The organism is Acinetobacter sp. (assembly GCF_050285345.1).
Lineage (GTDB): Bacteria > Pseudomonadota > Gammaproteobacteria > Pseudomonadales > Moraxellaceae > Acinetobacter.
On sequence record NZ_JBLZXR010000130.1, the window covers coordinates 1 to 19,481 of the forward strand.

A 19,481-nucleotide genomic window follows, 5' to 3' on the forward strand; every position below is an offset into this window, starting at 1 on the left:
GTTCAAGCATTGCATGGGTTAAACTTCCGTGTGATTGCAGCAGGTGATTCTTATAACGATACGACGATGCTTGGTGAAGCTGATGCGGGTTTCTTATTTGATGCGCCTGATAATGTGATTGCTGAATTTCCACAGTTTCCACCAATTCATGGCTATGATGCACTAAAAGAAGCGATTCGTAATGCTTCAGTTCGGGATATTCCAGCATAATTCTGAATAGCAAGTTATAGAAAAGGGCGCTTATAGCGCCCTTTCTGTTTAATCCAAAGTTTTTAAGGCAACTTAGAAACGATAGCCTAATTTTAAGCTATAACCGATCGCGTCATTATCTTCAAAATTAGCTACGTATTTATCACCACCAAAGTCAGAAGCTACTTGAGATTTTGCATCACCAAGCATGAAGTATTTGACTCCCGCTTGAAGGAATGTTTGAGGTGTCGGAGAGAACTGACCACCTAAACCAACACTCCAATAACCTTCAGTTGGACCTAGGGTTGAAACTGGGTTGCCTGCACCAGAGTCCCAACCGACCATGACTGTACCTGCCCATTGATCATTAAACTTACGACCTATACCAACGTTTGCTGATATTTGATCTTTTTCGTATGCAACTAAATCAAATCCTTGAGGCTTTCCTGTTTGGCCTACAACTAATGGGCGTTGGGTTGCTTCGCCAAATTGATGAGGACGAATTGCAAAATTAGACCAATCTACCCAACGAAGCTGTGCAAAGGCAACGGTATTGGCCATGATGCCTGACTGTAAATCTAAATTTACAGATTGAGGTGTTGTAATCGTCGTATCACCTTCTGTACGCAAGCGTTGCGGATAAATGCTTAGATTCATTAGTCCAGTAAAAGATTCTTCTGCTCTTACATCATGATCGATTTCAGAGCGATAAGTCACAGATGCCTTTAAAGCAATTTCTGGAATTTGGAATGCAGCACCTGCTAACCAACCAACACTTGAATCTTCTTCAATGGATGCTTTATAGCCAGAAAATAATGAGTATGCTGTACCAGCTAATTGAATATCACCCTTAACAGTTTGGTACACAGCACCGCCATAAAAATTCCAATTTTCAGTCGGTTGATAACCAACTAAAAAGTTGAGATTTTGAGTTTTGACTTCGACTTCTGTAGGAGTATTTACTTGGTTAATATTGGCGTTAAATGCGCCATGTTCAAGTTTATACTTTGCTTCGGCACCAAATGGTTGGTCGTAAATTAAACCAACAGAAATTTTTTCATGTGGTTGCAATTTAATAGCAGCGCTAGGGAAGTAATAAGATTCTGCCATATCACCCAGTTCTTTACCGCGTGAAGCTGCATTCGCATAGTTATCAGTCATTTTCCCTGAAACGTCTGCATCTAAAACTGAAATCCCTGCTTCAAAATAATTACCCGGTTGTAAAAATGCAGAAATTGACTGCCCAGAGCGATCCATTGCTGCTGCAAAAGCCCCTGTCATTGGTACGCTGGCAAATAAAATGGCACTTGTTAATGCTTTTAAGTTCATTTTTCTACTTTCCTAGTATAAAAAACGCGTCAATGCGTTAATAAAAATATGAGATATGTAATTTATTTTTAATCATATCTATGTGCGAAAAATATCATAAATAAAAAAAGAGTAAAGACTCTAAAATTGAACTAATAGTATAAAAAAGTCATTGTTTTTATTTATTTTAGAGTTAAAACTTTAAAATATTTATTTAAGTTACTGTTATACAAATAAATACTTTTAAATTAAGTATTAAAATTTTTATAGTTTGTTTGGCTAAAAAACGCTCTATATATTGCTTAATAAATATAGTAAATTGTGAAATACATCACATGTTGAATATAAAAAAGCCCCAAAATGGGGCTTTTTTATATTACAAAATATAACTTGTATTAGAAGTTGTACCCGACATTTAAACCATAAGCAATTGCGTGGTTATCTGCGAATGTGCCTGCAGGGGTATGTGCGCCCGTTACAGCATCTGCATCACCCAACCAGAAATATTTTATACCAGCACCGATGAAGTAATTTGTAGCAGGAGAGAAGCGTACACCTGTACCAATATTCCAATAACCTTCAGTTGGACCTAATGTTGTCACAGGGTTGCCTGCTCCAGAGTCCCAACCGATAGATACATTTGCAGCCCAACGATCTGTAAATTTACGACCAACACCAATGTTTGCAGAAATTTGATCATCTTTATAATCAATTAAGTTAAAACCATTTGGCTTAGTTGGAACCATACCAGATTGACCGAGTGTTTCACTAAGTTTTCCAAACTTGTAAGGTTGTACTTTAAATTTTGACCAATCTACCCAACGTACATTTGCAAATGCAACAGTGTTTTCCATAATACCTGTTTGGAAATCAATATTTACAGACTGTGGAGTCGTTAGCTCAGTTTCACCTTTTGCAGAGTTTATAACAGTCATTGCACCATTTAAAGCGTCATTTCCAGTCATTCCTACAGCATTAAAACGCTCATAGGCATTCATTTCATGATCAATTTCAGAGCGATAAGTTACAGAGGCTTTAAGCGCAATTTCTGGAATTTGATATGCAACACCCGCTAACCAACCAACGGATTCATCTTCACCTGTTCTAAAATCATATCCATTAAAAGCAGAATATGTTTTACCACGTAGAAGTACTGTGCCATCTACTGTTTGATATACAGCACCTGCATATACGTTCCAGTTCTCATTGGGTTGATAGCCAACCAATAAACTTAGATTTTGTGTATCTACAACAACAGATGTATTTCCTTGAAAAGGCAATGGACGGTTTTCAACAAAGTTATTTTGGCCAGTATATTCTGCATCTGCACCAAAGGGTTGGTCGTAGATTAAACCTACTGAAATTTTATCTGTCGCTTGGATTTTAAGTGCTGCATGAGGAAAATAATAATCACCCGCCATATCTGAAGCACTGTTTTTATCAGTGTCTTGTCCTGATACATTTGGATCTAGAATTGAAATACCAGCTTCTGCATAGTTACCAGGTTGTAAGAATGCAGAAATTGATTGGCCTGAACGGTCTAAACCACCAGCAATCGCTGTAGTTGCAGGCATTAAACTGATGATGATGGCTTTTGTAAGACTGTTGAGTTGCATACATTATCCCTGTTTGTAACTTTTGATGTTATTTCAATGTGTGGAAAGTAACATAAATAGAAAAACAGTAAATAAGAGTTGCTACTCTAAAAATGAACTGTATAAGTTAAAAAATAAGCAATGCTAGAGTAATTATTCTAGAAGGTGTTATTTATGTTTATGATTTATAAATAAAAAAATAGAGTATTTAACTTAATGTTTATCTTTGAACTTAAAAAATTCAAATGCTCAATCTATGAACATTTGAATTAAATTATTTTTACAATAGTAGATTGGATATATTTCCAATCTACTAATACCGAGAATTAGAAGCGGTAACCGATTTTTAGACCGTAAGCCCATGCATCGTTATCTTCAAATGATGCTACTGATTCATTTGTACCAAACATTGATGCAGGTTGTGCTTCAGCATCACCTAACATGAAGTATTTAACACCACCTGCGATAAAGTAGTTAGGCGCTGGGCTGAATTGTAAACCTAAGCCAACGTTCCAGTAGCCTTCAGTAGGACCAAGTGTTGATACAGGGTTGCCTGCACCAGAATCCCAACCTACAGAAACGTTACCAGCCCATTGTTCACTCAATTTACGACCTATACCAACTGTAGCATTGATTTGATCGTCAGAATAAGCAACAAGGTCAAATCCACCAACAGGACCACGACCAAGGGCACCTAATGTTTCAGATGCTTTACCAAAAGCGGTTGGGCGAATTGCAAAATTTGACCAATCTACCCAACGTACATTTGCAAATGCGACAGTGTCGGCCATGATACCAGTTTGAAAATCAAGGTTAACAGACTGCGGTGTGGTGATCTTAGTGTCAGCACGCGTTGAAAAAGCATCGCCTAGTAGAGCACTGCTTCCAGTTTCAGTGGTTGCAGCTTCGTGATCAATCTCAGAACGGTAAGTAATAGATGCTTTTAAAGCAATTTCTGGGATTTGGTACGCTAATCCTGCTAACCAACCAACGGCACTATCTTCTTTCATATTTGCATTATATAAACCGAGAGCTTGGTTTGCGCCATATGCAATACCACGTAGTTGAACATCACCTTTTACTGTTTGATAAACACCACCGCCGTATATGTTAAAATTTTCAATTGGTTGAAAACCTAATATCATCGAGATATTTTGAGTGTTAACTTCGACTTCTGTTGTTTCGCCCATTAATTGGAATGCACCAGGGTTACCTGCAACTGGTAGTGTTTGATCTGTTGCACTATATTTAGCTTCTGCACCAAAAGGTTGATCATAGAGTAAACCAAAAGAAAAATTATCAGTTAGCTGTAATTTTAATGCTGCTTGTGGAAAATAGTAATCACCCGCCATGTCATCTAGTGATGTATTAGCAAGAGCTCCTAATGTTGGGTTGCTAGCAGGTGCAGTGCTGTTCATCTTCCCTGAAACATTCGGATCTAAAACCGAAATACCTGCTTCAAAATAGTTCCCTGGTTGTAAAAATGCAGAAATAGATTGCCCTGAACGATCTAGAGCTGCTGCAAAAGCACCTGTCATTGGAACTGAAGCAAGAATCATGGCTGTAGCTAAAGTTTTTAATTTCATTCTTCGTCATTCCTTGAGATACGAATTTGATTTTTATGGTTACTGCATATATTCGTTATGGAAAACTTTTTAATACTCTTGGGCTTAATTGTTACTCCATGTGACAAAAATAGCACAATTAAAATAAGAGTAAATGCTCTATATTAAAAAATATGATTGAAAAACGAACTATTTAGAGTAAATGTACTAATTAATACATATAACATTTTGATTATTATTTAATATTTTTAGTTTCTGCATTATTTTCTAAATCTAAAAATAATTGAAAATATTTTGATATGGGCAGTCATGAATTGATTTTTTGGCCTTATAGACCACGCCATGTGTCGTTTTTTGCATTGACAAATAGATGGTTAGGGAATTTAAAAAGTGCTATTCAATTCTTCTTAAAAACAAACTCTCAAGAGTAATATCAGTAAAAACAAAGATTAAGTTAAAAAATTCAGAGATGAATTTTGAATTTGTAATTTAGATTTAAGAATTCTGAATTTAGTTTTATTGATAAATGTGAGTTGAACAAATCAGAGAGGTGAGGTGTCTAAAAAATTGTGCGCTCTGCGGGACTCGAACCCACGTCGGTCGCTTAGGAGGCAACTGCTCTATCCGGTTAAGCTAAGAGCGCAAGACGGAGGCTAATGTACTCCTATTTTAGCTAAAAAAAAAGTTATTGCCGAAACAATAACTTTTTAAATTACTTAGTCTTTATGAACTTCATTGGGGTCAATGTCGCTCAAATCTTTTGGATTAAGATAGTTAAACATTAATAACATGACTGTAATCCAAACAGGGATCATCAGAACAGATTCCATAAAGCCCTGAGTCCACATAATAAAGAGAACTAAAGCAATAAAGATCAGAACGATGTAGTTGCTGACTGGTGCCCAAAGTGCAGGATAAGACGTTGTAAAATTCAAAATACGTTTTGCACGACGGAACTGTAAGTGAGTCATGGTAATCATCGCCCAGTTAAGGACAAGTGCACCAACCACCACATACATTAAGTGACCAAGCGCATCTTCAGGTACGAAGTAGTTTAAGAGTACGCAACCGAAAATCAGGACTGCAGAAAGTAATACTGCTGGAATTGGCACGCCACTTTTGTTGGTTTTAGCGAAAACTTTTGGAGCATTACCTTGCTTCGCCAAGCTGTAAAGCATACGGCTATTGGCATACATACCGCTGTTATAAACAGACAGTGCTGCAGTTAAGATAATGAAGTTCAGTAAATGTGCAGCCCAATCAATACCCAGTTGGCTAAAGATCATCACAAATGGACTTTTGTCTAAACCACCTAGTTCAAGCTGATTCCATGGCACAAGTGATAATAGAATAGTCAAAGAACCCACGTAGAAAATCAAAATACGAAAAACAACTTGGTTAATCGCTTTAGGAATAGTTTCTTTTGGATTTTCAGCTTCCGCTGCCGCCATACCAATCAGTTCAATACCACCGAAGGCGAACATCAAGAAAGCCAGCATGAAGAATAAGCCTTCAAAACCATTTGGGAAGAAGCCGCCCTGACTCCATAAGTTGGTAAATGATGCGGTTGAGTTGGCATCTGCAGTAAGTAGCAAATACAAACCAAATACGATCATCGAAATAACTGCAGTGACTTTAATAATCGACAGCCAAAACTCAGATTCACCATAAAACTTCACATTACCTAAGTTTACTAAAGTAATGATCACGAAGAAAAACAGTACAGATGCCCACGCTGGAATATGAGGCCACCAATAATTGATGTATTTCGCAACAGCGGTGAGTTCTGTCATTGCCACTAAAATATAGAGAATCCAGTAGTTCCAACCTGTTAAGAAACCTGGAAATTTCCCCCAATATTTATATGCAAAATGGCTAAATGAACCCGCTACAGGCTCATGGACGATCATTTCACCCAACTGACGCATAATTAGAAAGGCGATCAGACCGCCAATGGCGTAGCCAAGAATAATGGATGGTCCAGCAGATTGAATCACATGCGCTGAGCCCAAGAATAAGCCTGTACCAATTGCACCACCCATGGCAATCAATTGAATATGACGATTCTTTAAGCCACGCTTGAGTTCGGAGGAATTGGTAGTCAAGTTACTCTTCCCGTGAATGGTTTAATTTTCGTAATTGTAATAGATCGAGGTTGAATAGCCTAGTAGCTCAAAATATATGAAAAATATCTATGTATTGTATAACTATTATTTGGTGTGGATTGTCTAATTAAGAATTTATGAATCAATGAATTAATTTTATTTTTAAAGTTTAAATAGAGCTCCGCTCACGATAAAGAAAATATCAAATGTCGTTTTTTTATACTTAAGTCATGTGATTATTAAAATTTCTGATAAACAATGTATGATGGAAAATGGCGGAAATGAATAAACTGCCTTAACACAATGATAAATATCAAGGATTCAATAAAAATGAGTTTTGCACCCCAAATCAAAATTGCAGCAACTTATATGCGTGGCGGCACAAGTAAAGGCGTATTTTTTAAGTTGGATGAATTGCCTGAAGCGGCGCAGAAACCTGGAACAGAGCGTGATCAGATTTTATTGCGTGTCATTGGTAGTCCAGACCCTTATGGCAAACAGATTGATGGGATGGGCGGTGCAACTTCAAGTACCAGTAAAACCGTTATTTTGGCAAAAAGTACCCAAGCAGAGCATGATGTTGATTACCTGTTTGGACAAGTTTCTATTGATAAAGCTTTTGTTGATTGGAGTGGAAACTGCGGTAACTTAACGGCTGCAGTTGGTGCATTTGCGATTTCAAATGGTTTGGTCGATGCGGATCGTATTCCTGAAAATGGTCTATGTACCGTTCGTATTTGGCAAGCCAATATCAAAAAAACCATCATTGCTCATGTACCAATAACCAATGGTCAAGTTCAAGAAACTGGGGACTTTGAGTTGGATGGTGTGACCTTTCCAGCAGCCGAAGTGCAAATTGAGTTCTTAGATCCTGCCGATGATGGTGAAGATGGCGGTGCAATGTTCCCAACGGGCAATGTGGTGGATACTTTAACCGTGCCCGACGAAGGAAGTTTTGCTGCGACATTTATCAATGCAGGTATTCCGACCATTTTCTTAAATGCTGAAGATATTGGTTATACCGGTACAGAACTTCAAGACGCAATTAATGGTGATGCACAGGCACTGGCACGCTTTGAAAAAATCAGAGCTTATGGTGCAGTACAAATGGGCCTAATTTCAGATATTGCAGAGGCGGAAAAACGTCAACATACGCCTAAAATTGCCTTTGTTTCTCAGCCGAAGGCTTATACCTCATCAAGTGCCAAAGAAATTGGCGAAAAAGATACCGATCTTTTGGTGAGAGCATTGTCGATGGGCAAATTGCATCATGCCATGATGGGAACCGCAGCGGTCGCGATTGGTACAGCAGCAGCGATTCCGGGGACTTTGGTCAATTTAGCCGCAGGCGGTGGTGAACGTGAAGCAGTTCGTTTTGGACATCCTTCTGGAACATTACGTGTCGGTGCGCAAGCTGAACTTGAAAATGGGCAATGGGTGGTTAAAAAAGCCGTCATGAGCCGAAGTGCACGGGTCTTAATGGAAGGTTGGGTACGTATTCCGGCAGATACACTGAAATAATTGATACCAAGTTGGATCAAAGCCTCTGTTTTACAGAGGCTTTTTTTGTACTTTATAAATATAAGAAATAAGCAAAGCAACATTTAGTATATATGTTAATAGAATAAGCACTGCATATAATATTAGAAGTATTTTGTGAGATAGGTCACAAATAATTTGATAGCATTTCGCATAGCTATACCCTAAAAAAAGTGGATATATCATGCTGAAAAACGACTTATTAAAAACGGACTTATCCTCTGCAAACCTTGCAGTATTGGAAGCATTACCAATGCCAGCAGCACTATTTTCTGCGAGTGCAGATATTTTATGTGCAAATCGACTGTTTGAGTATAGTTTTCAATCAAATTTGAAAGAGATTGTGTTAGCTCAACTGAATTTATTTGAACCTAAAATCAAATCAACGGTCTCGGAATTTGATTCACGCTACTTGGAAATCGAATGTATTGAACCTTTTATTTACAGTGAAAATGATCGACATTATTGGTTTACCTTAAAACCGCATTTTCAACAAAACGGAGAGCTCAAGTATGTACTCCTGTGCTGTGCTGATATTACCTATTTAAAGCAGTCCGAACAAAAACTGGTGCAACGTAATCTACAATTGAAACAACAGGTGTATTTTGATCATTTGACTGCTGTACGCAATCGTCGTTGCTTTGATCTGCATTTAGAGAAATGGCAACAAAAATTAAATGCAGCGCACATTTCGACCTTGAGTGTAATGATGTTGGATTTAGATAATTTTAAACAGGTGAATGATGATTATGGGCATGCTTTTGGAGATCAAGTCCTCGCCCAGAGTGCTCAAATACTTGAAGCCGTACTTGCTGATATTGGATTTGCTAAAATTTATCGTATGGGCGGGGAAGAGTTTGCTATGATTTTGCCCACATCTACACTCAATCAAGCCTGTCTGATTGCGCAGCAATGCTGTGCACAGATTGAGGCATCTTCGATGAACTATACAGAGAAAATATTAAAACTGACAATTTCCTGCGGTGTTGCAGCTTGGCACAGTTCAGAATCACTCATTGAAACCTTAGTGCGTGCAGATCAGGCTTTATATCAAGCCAAGCATGGTTCTAAAAATTGTACTTATTTTAGTGATGGGCAAAGCTTTCAATTATTCAACGGTGAAATCTAAAAATTTAATGTGTGATCTCTCAGCAAAAATGGATGGGAAGATAGAGAAAGACTCGAGAAAGCAGTATGATGCAACATGTCATATTGACCGATGCGTGGGCAAATGAATTGCACATCGTCGATAGAAATTAATATTTAAGTATTTGAGGTGAATGTGTCTTCTTTAACAGACGTTTCCACACATGCCCTGACTGAAGCCCAACAGCGTATTCAACAGGATTTACTTACAGCATTAGATGCTTTTGCAATTCCAGAACCCTTAAAAGGTGCGGTATATCATGCTGTAATGTTGGGAGGGAAGCGCGTTCGTCCGGCACTTTGCTATGCCACTGCGGCATTAAACTCAAATACCAATTATGCAGCCGTACGCCGCGCGGCAGTGGCCATCGAGTTTATTCATTGCTATTCATTGGCACATGATGACTTGCCTTGTATGGACAATGATTTATTGCGTCGTGGTCAACCGACCTGTCATGTGGCTTTTGGTGAAGATACCGCATTACTTGCCGGCGATATTTTACAATCGATGGCCTTTGAAGTTTTAGGTAGTCGTTTATTTGACCAAGGTCCTGCAGTTGAGCCGGCGATTGTCTTAAAGCAAATGCAAATTTTAGCCACTGCAACGTCGAAAATGGTCAATGGGCAAGTGCTAGATCTTCAAGCCGAAGGCCAACATGTAGACCAAGCACAACTGGAAAATATTCACCGCAATAAAACTGGTGCGTTAATCTCGGCGGCTATTATGATGGCTGCGGTGACGATTTTTAATGGCACAGATCAGGGCATTCCAAAATTACGTGAGTTTGGTTTGGCCATTGGTTTAGCCTTCCAAGTACAAGATGATATTTTAGATATTATTTCTGCAACAGAAGTGTTGGGTAAAACTGCCGGTAAAGATCAGCAAGTAGATAAGTCCACTTATCCGGCTCTTATGGGACTGGAAAATGCGCAGGCTTATGCGGAAGATTTACATAATCAAGCTATGAATGCACTGGCTTATTTTGGTGACAATGCACAAGAACTGAAGAACATTACTCAGTTTCTGTTGAAACGCAAAAGTTAAGAAATTTTGAAATAAAAAGCCTGAATAAATATTTGTTCAGGCTTTTTTTATGCTTAGAAGAAAGTACAGGCTTGGTAATTTGTTGTGAATTTAAATCGAATCGGAACTTTTAAACATTAAAAAAAGGACGCGAACGTCCTTCTAGTAAATGAGGGGGATGAAAGGAATTTAGATACTTTCTTTATAAATACGGTCTGCTTCTTCAAACTTATCGGTGACTTCAGCAGAAGGTGCTTTACCCATTAAGCTGACCACAATAATCGCAATCATTGAGCAAATGAAGCCCGGAATGATTTCATAAACGCCGGTGTAGCCCCAGACATTTTTCCATAAGATCACCATCACTGCACCCACGACCATGCCCGCCAATGCGCCATTCAAGGTCATGCGTTTCCAGAACAATGACATGATGATCAATGGACCAAATGCAGCACCAAAACCTGCCCATGCATAAGCAACCAAACCAAGTACTTTAGAATCTGGGTTTCCGGCCATGTAAATTGCTAACAGTGCAATCATCAATACCATCAGGCGACCGACCCAAACCAATTCTTTTTGTGAGGCATTTTTGCGTAAGAACGATTTATAAAAGTCTTCAGTTAAGGTACTTGAACAGACCAAAAGCTGACAACTGAGCGTACTCATGATCGCAGCCAAAATTGCAGCTAAGACCACACCGGCAATCCAGGGGTTAAACAGAATTTTGGTCAATTCCATAAAGACGGTTTCAGGGTTTGCATTCACCACCGCTGCAAGTTCAGGATGTTGCTGGAAATAAGCAATCCCGAAGAAACCAGCAGCAACTGCACCAGCTAAACATAGCGTCATCCATGTCATACCAATACGGCGTGCATTTGGAATTGATTTCACAGAATCCGCTGCCATGAAACGGACCAGAATATGCGGTTGACCAAAGTAGCCTAAGCCCCATGCCAATAACGACAAGATAGCAACAAAGCTTAAGTCACCCAAAACATTCATGGCCTGTGGGCGAGCTGCTTCAAGTGCAAGGGTAAACTGAGTCAGGTCAGAGAACGACAGCAACACCACAATTGGTGTCAACAACAGGGCAAAAATCATGAAGCCTGCTTGGATGGTGTCTGTCCAGCTGACTGCAAGGAAACCACCAATAAATACATAACTGACAGTGGCAATCGCACTGATCCAAAGTGCAGTGCTGTAAGACAGACCAAACATGCTTTCAAATAAACGCGCACCTGCCACCATGCCGGAAGCACAGTAGATCGCAAAGAAGATCAAAATAATCACCGCAGAGACGATACGCAGGATTTTTTTCTGATCATTAAAGCGGTTGGAGAAATAGTCCGGCAGGGTCAGCGAGTTGTTTTGGACTTCTGTATGGACACGTAGACGACCTGCAACCAGTAGCCAGTTGAGCCAGGCACCAATCACCAGACCAATCGCAATCCACATTTCAGATAAACCCGAAAGATAAATAGCGCCGGGCAGACCCATGAGTAACCAGCCACTCATATCCGATGCACCAGCAGAGAGTGCTGTGACAAAGCTACCTAATCGTCGGCCACCCAAAATGTAGTCTGAAAAGTTACTGGTCGCACGATAGGCAAGTAACCCAATCACGACCATGGCGACAATATAAAAAAGAAATGTGATTAGGGGGGGATTCAGGGAACTCATACGATATCCATTTTGGCGTTGGACAATTGCATTTAAACGATGGACTAAGTGAGATTTTTCCTAAACGCGGTAGGAAAAATCAGGTTTTAAGTCCTGAAACGCTAAAAAATAACGTGAAATTTAAACATAAATTCACAAACTTTGCCTTCTTTTTCGTGTCTAGCAGAAAAATGGGCCATTAAAACGGCCCATTTAAAAATAAAGGAAGTGAGTTTTTAATTATTACGACCCATTATGCCACGAATGGTATTGAGTACATCGGCAGGTAAGACCACTGTTTTGGCATTGTTGGATTTCGCCATATCTTGCATGGCTTTAACATATTGCTCACCTAACAAGTAGGCCACAGGAATCTCTTTGTCACCCACGGCTGAGGTCACCATTTCAATCGCACGCTGAGAAGATTCTGCTAAAACGACTTGAGCTTCTGCATCACGACGTGACGCCTCTAAACGACCATCAGCTTCCAAAATTGCTGCTTGTTTTTCACCATCAGCTTTGGTTACCGTTGCACGACGTTGACGCTCCGCAGCCGCTTGGGCTTCCATCGCCGCTTGCATGGTATGAGATGGTTGAATATCCTGAATTTCTACAGTTTTAAGGGTAATCCCCCAGTCCGAAATATCATCAGAAATTGCGGCTTTAAGTTTGGCTTTAATATGATCACGTGAAGACAATGCATCATCCAGATCCATTTCACCAACTATAGAACGTAATGACGTTTGTACTAGATTTTGAATTGCCCAAGTATAGTTTTCAATGCCATACACAGCTTTTTCAGGTGTAGTCAAATTGATGTACGCTACAGCATTCATCACCAGTACAGCGTTATCGCGGGTAATGACTTCTTGTGATGGAATATCGAGCACGATGTCTTTGGTCGTCACTTTATATGCCACTTCATCAATATAGGGAATGACAAAGTTCAGACCCGGATTGAGGGTCACGTGATATTTACCGAGACGCTGCACAATCCATTTATAACCTTGCGGAACAATACGCACGCCTTTAAAAATGGTGACGGCCACAAAAACTAAAAAGGCTAAAAAAACAATAGAAACACCAGACATTTAATTACTCACTTATTTATAGATTGTCATTGGGGGTGGTTGCTGCTATGCAGTTGAACGACTAAATCATTGCCCAAAATATCGGTGACACGCACACGATCACCCACTTGAAGTTGGTCTTGGGTGCGGCAATGCCATTCATCGGAACCTAATACAGGCATGGGAAAACGGACTTTGACAGAACCATGTTCAAGTTGGGTTTGGATCACCATGCCAATTTGTCCAATGGTGGCTTCGCGTGAAAGACCTGCTTTGGTTTTATCAGTGGAAAGCGGTTTGATAAATTTAAACCATAAAACGGTGCATAAAATGGCCAAGATAATCCAGATGATGATTTGGAGATTAAAACTCATCGAAGGGAAAATCCAATATAAAATACCAACCAAAATTGCCGAGACACCAAACCAGAGTGCAGCAAAAGACGGCAAAATCAATTCGAACATCATCAAGGCGACGCCGAGAACAAACCAATGCCACGGTTCTAAAATAAATTCCATACATCTACTCTTATCATGGGGTAATTGATATAGATGAACCAACATCTATATCAATGTAGCAGATGTATAAACCAATGAATATTAAAAAAATCGTTGATTTATATTCTGGCTTTCGGGGCAGGTTTAAAGGCCGCTGGGGATTGTCTAAAGTCACTGATCATTTTTTCAATGCTCTTGATTTTCAGCTGCGCGGCTTTTTCACCTTCTAAAATCGTGGCATTGCTCGATTTCAAATCTAGTGTGCCGATATGACCAACTTTAGGTTGAATCACGATATTGGCATTTTTCAGTTCTTCATTAATGCTGTGTTGCCCCATGATATTAATGGTTTGATCCAACAAACCAAACATACTAACCGCTTTGGAGCCATCCGGACGGGCTGAAATATCCACCGCAATGACAATATCTGCACCCATATCACGTGCAGTTTTGACTGGAATTGGGCTGACCAAGCCGCCATCAACATATTTTACACCTGCAATGGTGGCAGGCACGAAAACATTCGGAATACTGCAAGATGCGCGTACCGCTTGGCCTGCGTTACCACGGTTAAATTCGGTTTTATGACCATTGTCTAAACGGGTTGCCACCGCAGCGAAGCGTTTTGGGAATTGTTCAATCGGTTTATTGCCAATGCTCTTATTTACAAAATCTTGTAGCTTCTGACCTTGAATCACGCCTTGACTATTTAAAGTCAGATCTCGGATATCTGATTCTTTGAAATTGAGTGCCAATTGCTGCATTTGATAAGGTGATTTTCCGCTGGCATATAAGCTGCCCACAAAACTGCCGGCACTGGTACCGGTAACAATTTTCGGTTGAATGCCATGTGATTCAAGCACCTTAATGACACCAATATGTGCAAAACCTTTGGCACCGCCACCACCGAGCGCAATAGCAATAATCGGTTCACGTGCTTTTACTGGCGTTTTCGTCGTAGTCGTGGGAGTTTTGGTTGCAGAGTCACAACCGGCTAAACCAAGCACTAAAAGGCTGGGTATAACAAAATGCGAAAGTTTCATGTTGAAATCTGATTGTAAATTATACAAGCTGCACATCAGATCAAAAAAAACACGCTTTGGCTAGGGCTTTTTCCAGTGCTTTTGTAACGGTAGGGCCAACCATTCAGGATTACGTGGTGAAAATTGCCCATCATAGAGATTTAAGATTTTTTCAAGGTCAACCGCATAATCGCCTGTCGGATAAAAGACACCTAAGCAGCGAATAGTTTTTTCAGCATAATCAAAGCTAAACATCACGATTGGAATCTGAGCTTCATGAGCAATGTAGTAAAAACCGCTACGAATTTTATTGGCTCTTTTACGTGTACCTTCGGGCGCCATCCCAATCCAAATTTTGTCCCGTGACTGCACAATTTCTGTAACTTCTTGGGTTAGGCCATGTGGATTTTCTCGGTTAACTGGGATGACTCCAACCCACTCTAAAAGTGGTTTGAGTGGAGTATGAAACAAACTATTTTTACCGAAAATCGTGATTCGGATGCCAAGACCAAGTAGGGCGAGGAAGCCATACCATGCATCGATATTTGAGGTATGCGGTGAAATAATCGCAACCGCCTTGGGTAAGTTAGGAAATTCACCACTAAAGCACCAACCTTGAGCTAAAAATATCTTTTTAAATACCTGACGTGTTAAAGCTGAACCACGCGATGGCACTTGGTCGGGTAATTCAGGAAAGGGAAGGGTACAATTTTTCATTTTATTATCTTCTTTTTTAACTGTGTTACTGAGCAGCATCCTGCTGTATTGCTTGCGACGTTCATTGTCTTTGACTTTTATCATAGGTTGAAGCTGATTGCAGATCATTGGCAAAATGCTTAGAGTTTTATACTCTAAGTGCTTATTTTTGCTCATTCAATGCAGAGAAATACATGATTCAGCTTCCTCAGCTATATCTCTTACTTTTTTCCCTGTATTGGGCGCAAGGTTTACCTGTGGGGTTTATGACCCATGCCTTGCCTGTCATTTTAAGAGCGGAAGGCGTATCGCTGACCCATATTGGTGGTTTTGGGCTATTGATGTTGCCGTGGTCAATCAAATTTTTTTGGGCACCTCTGGTCGATCAGCATGGTTCAAACACAAAAGGACATTACCGTAGTTGGATTATACCGACGCAGTTGCTGACGATTGTGGTTTTGGTCATCTTGTCCTTTTTACCGATTGAAAGCCTAAATCAGCCTATCTATCTGCTGCTGTTTTTTATGACATTGCTGAGCATGAACTTGGTGGGTGCCACACAAGATATTGCAACTGATGGGCTTGCAGTGAATATTTTAAAAAATGATCAGCAGCATTGGGGTAATACTTTTCAGGTGATTGGTTCTCGTCTGGGTTTTATTGTGGGTGGTGGCGCAGTACTCTGGGTCTTGGACTGGTTGCATTGGCAAGCGACATTTTTGTGTTTAGCGGCACTGGTTTTTCTCAATAGCTTACCGATTTTATTGTATCGAGAGCCGATGAAGGTAAAGGTTTCAGAGCCATCTTTACCTGAAACCAAACATCAGCAGCAAACTATTGTACAAGCGATCAAACGTTATCTGGCCTATTTTACCGAAACCCAAACCTTGCAGATGTGGCTGTTCGTACTACTGAGTTTTAAACTGGTTGATGGTTTAGCAGGGCCATTATTAAAACCGTTGATGGTAGATATGGGGCTTAGTTTTAGTCAGATTGGTGTATATGTCAGCATGCTGGGTGCTGTTGCAGCCTTGATCGGAGCAGGACTGGCAGGGCTCAGTCTGAAATATATTTCACGTGCACAGGCCTTGATAAGCTATTCGATTTTAAAAATATTGACGATGCTGGCCTATGCATGGCTTGCGCTGCAATTTGATGCCAAACAGCCCATACATGAATGGGTGATTTATTTGATTAATGCCGCGGAAGATATGGTTTCAGCCATGCTGTTGGTGGTGATGCTGACCTTGGTGATGCAATACAGTCGTAAAAATTTTGCCGCGACCGACTTTACCTTTCAAGTGGCTTTAATGGCCACGGTCAGTGGTGGACTGTATAGCATCAGTGGTATTGTTGCTGATCAGTTGGGTTATAGCACCTATTTGCTTTTAATTTCAGCTTTGGCCGTACTGAGTTTAGGCCCGATTTTTTTATGGGTACAATTGCAAAAAAAATGAGAAAAATTAAAGCTTAATGTCGATTTTTGCTGTCTTACTTTTCTTAACACTCTAAAAGAGCAATGCAAATATTATTTTCATCATGTTGCAAGATGTGTCGTGTGCGCCCAGTTGTGGGTACAGGTCTTGAGTTTAAACTTTAAGATTTAGACTTGAAGCATCAAAAAGGCGATGTGGGACATGGTCTTTTTTTTATATGGGTAAATGTAGCTTTTAAGACATTCTTAAGTTTAGATTTTTAGATTAAAGCATCAAAGATAAAAATTGATGCCAATATGTTTAATGCCATTCATAAAATTCAGCAAAAACTACCGCAGCTGAGTTTAAGCCAACTTAATTTACTGCTCGCCATTTGGCTCGGGGTCGGGCTCAACATCGCCTTTTATCAGCAGATTCAGCAACTCACCCCCTATACGGGCGCTAAAGCAGGGCTGTTTTTAGCAGCGACTGTTGTCGTTGTGATCGCGCTGTACAATGTGCTGATACAATTGCTGCAATGGCGCTGGAATTTTAAAATTTTGGCCAGTATGTTGCTGGTTATTGGTGGGTTTAGTGCCTATTTTGTGAATAGTTTGGGCATCACCATTACTTCAGATCAAGTGCAAAATATGATGCAGACTGATGCCAAGGAAGTGCGTGACTTAATTTCACCACAATTTTTTACTTGGGCCTTTGCTCTGGTGATCGTACCAGTCTTCATTACTTTGGTCTTGCCTATTCGACCTGAAGCCATGCGAACCGTCCTTGGCAAAAAAATGCTGAATATTGCGCTATCATTTATCGTCATGGTGGGATTATTGTTTGTCTATTTTGTTGATTACGCAGCAATGTTTCGTGAACACCGTGATTTAAAAGGGATGCTTTCACCACAAAATAGTATCACTTCGACATTTTCCTATTATCATAAAAAAGCGCCGAAACAGAATTTACCTTTGGTGAAGTATGGTGAAGATGCACATTTGGTGGAAAAAGTCAGCCAAGGTCAGTTGCCTAAACTGATGGTTTTGGTGGTTGGCGAAACTGCACGGGCGGAAAGTTTTTCCTTGAATGGTTATGGAAAAAATACCAATCCTGAATTAAGCCAACAAAACATCATCAATTTTAATCAAGTGAGTTCTTGCGGAACGGCAACAGCGGTTTCTGTACCGTGTATGTTTTCTGGTATGTCACGCAGTGAATATGATGAACAGTTGGCAGGGCATCGGGAAGGTTTACTCGATATTGCACAGCGCGCCGGCTATAAAGTGACGTGGATAGACAATAATTCAGGTTGTAAAGGCACCTGTACCCGCGTGGAAAAGTATGAATTTTCAGCAAAGCTTAAACAGAAATGGTGTGATGCAGATGGCGAATGCTTCGATGAAATTTTGGTAGATGCGTTAAAAGACTATTTGGCAGCCATTCTAAAACAGGATTCATCACCACGCTTGATTGTATTGCACCAAATGGGCAGCCATGGACCTGCCTATTTCAAACGCAGCAAAGCTGAATTTCAGAAATTTAAACCGACGTGTAATAGCAATGCGATTCAAGGTTGTACCTCAGTAGAATTAATTAACAGTTATGACAATAGTATTGTCTATACCGACCACGTGCTGAGTGAGTTGATGAATACTTTAAAAACCACAACTAACTACCAAACTGGATTGTGGTATTTGTCAGATCATGGTGAATCGACTGGGGAACATGGACTATATTTACATGGTTCACCTTATGCAATTGCCCCAACGCAGCAAACCCATGTACCGATGTTGATGTGGTTTTCACCGGCTTGGCAAAAAAACAATTCGGCACAATATACTTGTTTAATGGCACAAAAAAGCCAAAAATTAAGTCAGGATAATTTATTTCCATCAATGCTCAGCCTGTTGGGTATTCAAACGCAGGTGATTGATGAAAAGAACGATATGTTGCAACCATGCGCTCAGAGCAGGACATAAGCCATGCACAAAATACTCATTATTGAAGATGATTTCATGATTGCTGAATCGACCAAAACCCTGTTGAACTATCAGCAGTTTGAGGTGGAATGGGTGAATAATGGCATTGATGGTTTAAAATTAATTCAGCAAGGCGGAATTGATATTGTTTTGTTGGATTTAGGACTGCCACTGATGGATGGTATGCAAGTGCTGAAACAAATCCGTCAGACTTTGCCGCAGTTGCCGGTGTTAATTATTTCTGCACGTGATCAATTACAAAATCGAGTGGATGGCTTGAACCAAGGTGCCGATGATTATTTGATTAAACCCTATGAGTTTGATGAATTATTGGCGCGGATTCATGCTTTATTGCGTCGCACCGGGACAGTGGCTTTTGATGTAACCCAGAAAATTTTAAAACATGGTGAACTTGTTTTGGATGTCGAGCAGCATTTGGCGCGCTATAAAGGGCAATATGTGGATTTGTCTAACCGTGAATGGGCGATTTTAATTCCGCTGGTGACCCATCCGAATAAGATTTTTTCTAAGGCAAATTTAGAAGATAAACTGTATGACTTTGATAGTGAGATCAGCAGTAATACGATTGAAGTTTATCACTTGGAGCGTAAAACCTCGTGGTTCAGCACGAGGATATAAGCGACTGGCGTAAGCCATACGACATGGAAT

The 19,481-nt window shown here is 40.0% G+C and carries 15 protein-coding genes, 1 tRNA gene and 1 pseudogene; 7 read left to right on the forward strand and 10 right to left on the reverse strand.

What is annotated here, in order from left to right; translation table 11 throughout:
• Positions 1-210 (forward strand): annotated as a pseudogene (locus ACN6OV_RS11490) (bifunctional phosphoserine phosphatase/homoserine phosphotransferase ThrH); the annotation flags it as partial.
• Positions 211-282: 72 nt separating this feature from the next.
• Here ACN6OV_RS11490 and ACN6OV_RS11495 read toward each other — a convergent pair.
• From ACN6OV_RS11495 to ACN6OV_RS11515, 5 genes are all read right to left on the reverse strand, one after another.
• Complete coding sequence (locus ACN6OV_RS11495) at positions 283-1,518, reverse strand: OmpP1/FadL family transporter (RefSeq protein ID WP_427953072.1); 1,236 nt, start codon at positions 1,516-1,518, stop codon at positions 283-285.
• Between the two features lie 374 nt (positions 1,519-1,892).
• Positions 1,893-3,113, reverse strand: a complete 1,221-nt coding sequence (locus ACN6OV_RS11500) for an OmpP1/FadL family transporter (protein ID WP_427953074.1) — start codon at positions 3,111-3,113, stop codon at positions 1,893-1,895.
• Positions 3,114-3,418: 305 nt separating this feature from the next.
• Positions 3,419-4,678: an OmpP1/FadL family transporter gene (locus tag ACN6OV_RS11505; protein WP_427953076.1), complete on the reverse strand. Its 1,260-nt coding sequence runs from the start codon at positions 4,676-4,678 to the stop codon at positions 3,419-3,421.
• Positions 4,679-5,227: 549 nt separating this feature from the next.
• Positions 5,228-5,300 (reverse strand) — tRNA-Arg (locus ACN6OV_RS11510).
• Positions 5,301-5,373: 73 nt separating this feature from the next.
• A complete protein-coding gene (locus ACN6OV_RS11515) occupies positions 5,374-6,762 on the reverse strand; it encodes an amino acid permease (protein WP_078189974.1) in 1,389 nt (462 codons plus the stop codon).
• 330 nt (positions 6,763-7,092) lie between these two features.
• On the opposite strand from ACN6OV_RS11515, the gene prpF reads away from it, so the two are divergent.
• The 3 genes from prpF (at position 7,093) to ACN6OV_RS11530 (ending at position 10,492) form a co-directional block, all read left to right on the forward strand.
• Complete coding sequence (gene prpF, locus ACN6OV_RS11520) at positions 7,093-8,283, forward strand: 2-methylaconitate cis-trans isomerase PrpF (RefSeq protein WP_427953079.1); 1,191 nt, start codon at positions 7,093-7,095, stop codon at positions 8,281-8,283.
• A gap of 202 nt (positions 8,284-8,485) precedes the next feature.
• Complete coding sequence (locus ACN6OV_RS11525) at positions 8,486-9,430, forward strand: GGDEF domain-containing protein (protein ID WP_427953081.1); 945 nt, start codon at positions 8,486-8,488, stop codon at positions 9,428-9,430.
• A gap of 153 nt (positions 9,431-9,583) precedes the next feature.
• The gene (locus ACN6OV_RS11530; RefSeq protein WP_427953083.1) at positions 9,584-10,492 is read left to right on the forward strand and encodes a polyprenyl synthetase family protein; all 909 of its coding nucleotides are present in this window, start codon (positions 9,584-9,586) and stop codon (positions 10,490-10,492) included.
• 168 nt (positions 10,493-10,660) lie between these two features.
• Here the strand turns inward: ACN6OV_RS11530 and putP are convergent, their stop codons facing one another.
• The 5 genes from putP to ACN6OV_RS11555 all read right to left on the reverse strand — a co-directional run bounded on the left by putP (position 10,661) and on the right by ACN6OV_RS11555 (position 15,436).
• Positions 10,661-12,151 carry a sodium/proline symporter PutP gene (putP, locus tag ACN6OV_RS11535; RefSeq protein ID WP_427953085.1) on the reverse strand — a complete coding sequence of 497 codons (1,491 nt, stop codon included), beginning with the start codon at positions 12,149-12,151 and terminating at the stop codon, positions 10,661-10,663.
• A gap of 215 nt (positions 12,152-12,366) precedes the next feature.
• Positions 12,367-13,221: an SPFH domain-containing protein gene (locus ACN6OV_RS11540; protein WP_427953087.1), complete on the reverse strand. Its 855-nt coding sequence runs from the start codon at positions 13,219-13,221 to the stop codon at positions 12,367-12,369.
• A 26-nt stretch (positions 13,222-13,247) separates the two neighbouring features.
• Complete coding sequence (locus tag ACN6OV_RS11545) at positions 13,248-13,718, reverse strand: NfeD family protein (RefSeq protein ID WP_427953089.1); 471 nt, start codon at positions 13,716-13,718, stop codon at positions 13,248-13,250.
• Between the two features lie 98 nt (positions 13,719-13,816).
• The gene (locus tag ACN6OV_RS11550) at positions 13,817-14,740 is read right to left on the reverse strand and encodes a patatin-like phospholipase family protein (RefSeq protein WP_427953091.1); all 924 of its coding nucleotides are present in this window, start codon (positions 14,738-14,740) and stop codon (positions 13,817-13,819) included.
• Between the two features lie 60 nt (positions 14,741-14,800).
• The gene (locus tag ACN6OV_RS11555) at positions 14,801-15,436 is read right to left on the reverse strand and encodes a 1-acyl-sn-glycerol-3-phosphate acyltransferase (protein ID WP_427953093.1); all 636 of its coding nucleotides are present in this window, start codon (positions 15,434-15,436) and stop codon (positions 14,801-14,803) included.
• A gap of 173 nt (positions 15,437-15,609) precedes the next feature.
• Between ACN6OV_RS11555 and ACN6OV_RS11560 the strand changes: the two genes are divergently transcribed.
• From ACN6OV_RS11560 to ACN6OV_RS11570, 3 genes are all read left to right on the forward strand, one after another.
• Positions 15,610-16,872 (forward strand): MFS transporter, encoded by a 1,263-nt coding sequence (locus ACN6OV_RS11560; RefSeq protein ID WP_427953095.1) that lies wholly within the window; start codon positions 15,610-15,612, stop codon positions 16,870-16,872.
• 275 nt (positions 16,873-17,147) lie between these two features.
• Positions 17,148-18,812 carry a phosphoethanolamine transferase gene (locus ACN6OV_RS11565; protein WP_427953097.1) on the forward strand — a complete coding sequence of 555 codons (1,665 nt, stop codon included), beginning with the start codon at positions 17,148-17,150 and terminating at the stop codon, positions 18,810-18,812.
• A gap of 3 nt (positions 18,813-18,815) precedes the next feature.
• Positions 18,816-19,451 (forward strand): response regulator transcription factor, encoded by a 636-nt coding sequence (locus ACN6OV_RS11570; protein ID WP_427953099.1) that lies wholly within the window; start codon positions 18,816-18,818, stop codon positions 19,449-19,451.
• Positions 19,452-19,481 lie beyond the last annotated feature (30 nt).

Coding starts and splice junctions, on each gene's coding strand:
- ACN6OV_RS11495 (WP_427953072.1), bottom strand. CDS start 1,518: ATGAACTTAAAAGCATTAACAAGTGCCATTTTATTTGCCAGCGTACCA.
- ACN6OV_RS11500 (WP_427953074.1), bottom strand. CDS start 3,113: ATGCAACTCAACAGTCTTACAAAAGCCATCATCATCAGTTTAATGCCT.
- ACN6OV_RS11505 (WP_427953076.1), bottom strand. CDS start 4,678: ATGAAATTAAAAACTTTAGCTACAGCCATGATTCTTGCTTCAGTTCCA.
- prpF (WP_427953079.1), top strand. CDS start 7,093: ATGAGTTTTGCACCCCAAATCAAAATTGCAGCAACTTATATGCGTGGC.
- ACN6OV_RS11525 (WP_427953081.1), top strand. CDS start 8,486: ATGCTGAAAAACGACTTATTAAAAACGGACTTATCCTCTGCAAACCTT.
- putP (WP_427953085.1), bottom strand. CDS start 12,151: ATGAGTTCCCTGAATCCCCCCCTAATCACATTTCTTTTTTATATTGTC.
- ACN6OV_RS11540 (WP_427953087.1), bottom strand. CDS start 13,221: ATGTCTGGTGTTTCTATTGTTTTTTTAGCCTTTTTAGTTTTTGTGGCC.
- ACN6OV_RS11545 (WP_427953089.1), bottom strand. CDS start 13,718: ATGGAATTTATTTTAGAACCGTGGCATTGGTTTGTTCTCGGCGTCGCC.
- ACN6OV_RS11550 (WP_427953091.1), bottom strand. CDS start 14,740: ATGAAACTTTCGCATTTTGTTATACCCAGCCTTTTAGTGCTTGGTTTA.
- ACN6OV_RS11555 (WP_427953093.1), bottom strand. CDS start 15,436: ATGAAAAATTGTACCCTTCCCTTTCCTGAATTACCCGACCAAGTGCCA.
- ACN6OV_RS11560 (WP_427953095.1), top strand. CDS start 15,610: ATGATTCAGCTTCCTCAGCTATATCTCTTACTTTTTTCCCTGTATTGG.
- ACN6OV_RS11565 (WP_427953097.1), top strand. CDS start 17,148: ATGTTTAATGCCATTCATAAAATTCAGCAAAAACTACCGCAGCTGAGT.
- ACN6OV_RS11570 (WP_427953099.1), top strand. CDS start 18,816: ATGCACAAAATACTCATTATTGAAGATGATTTCATGATTGCTGAATCG.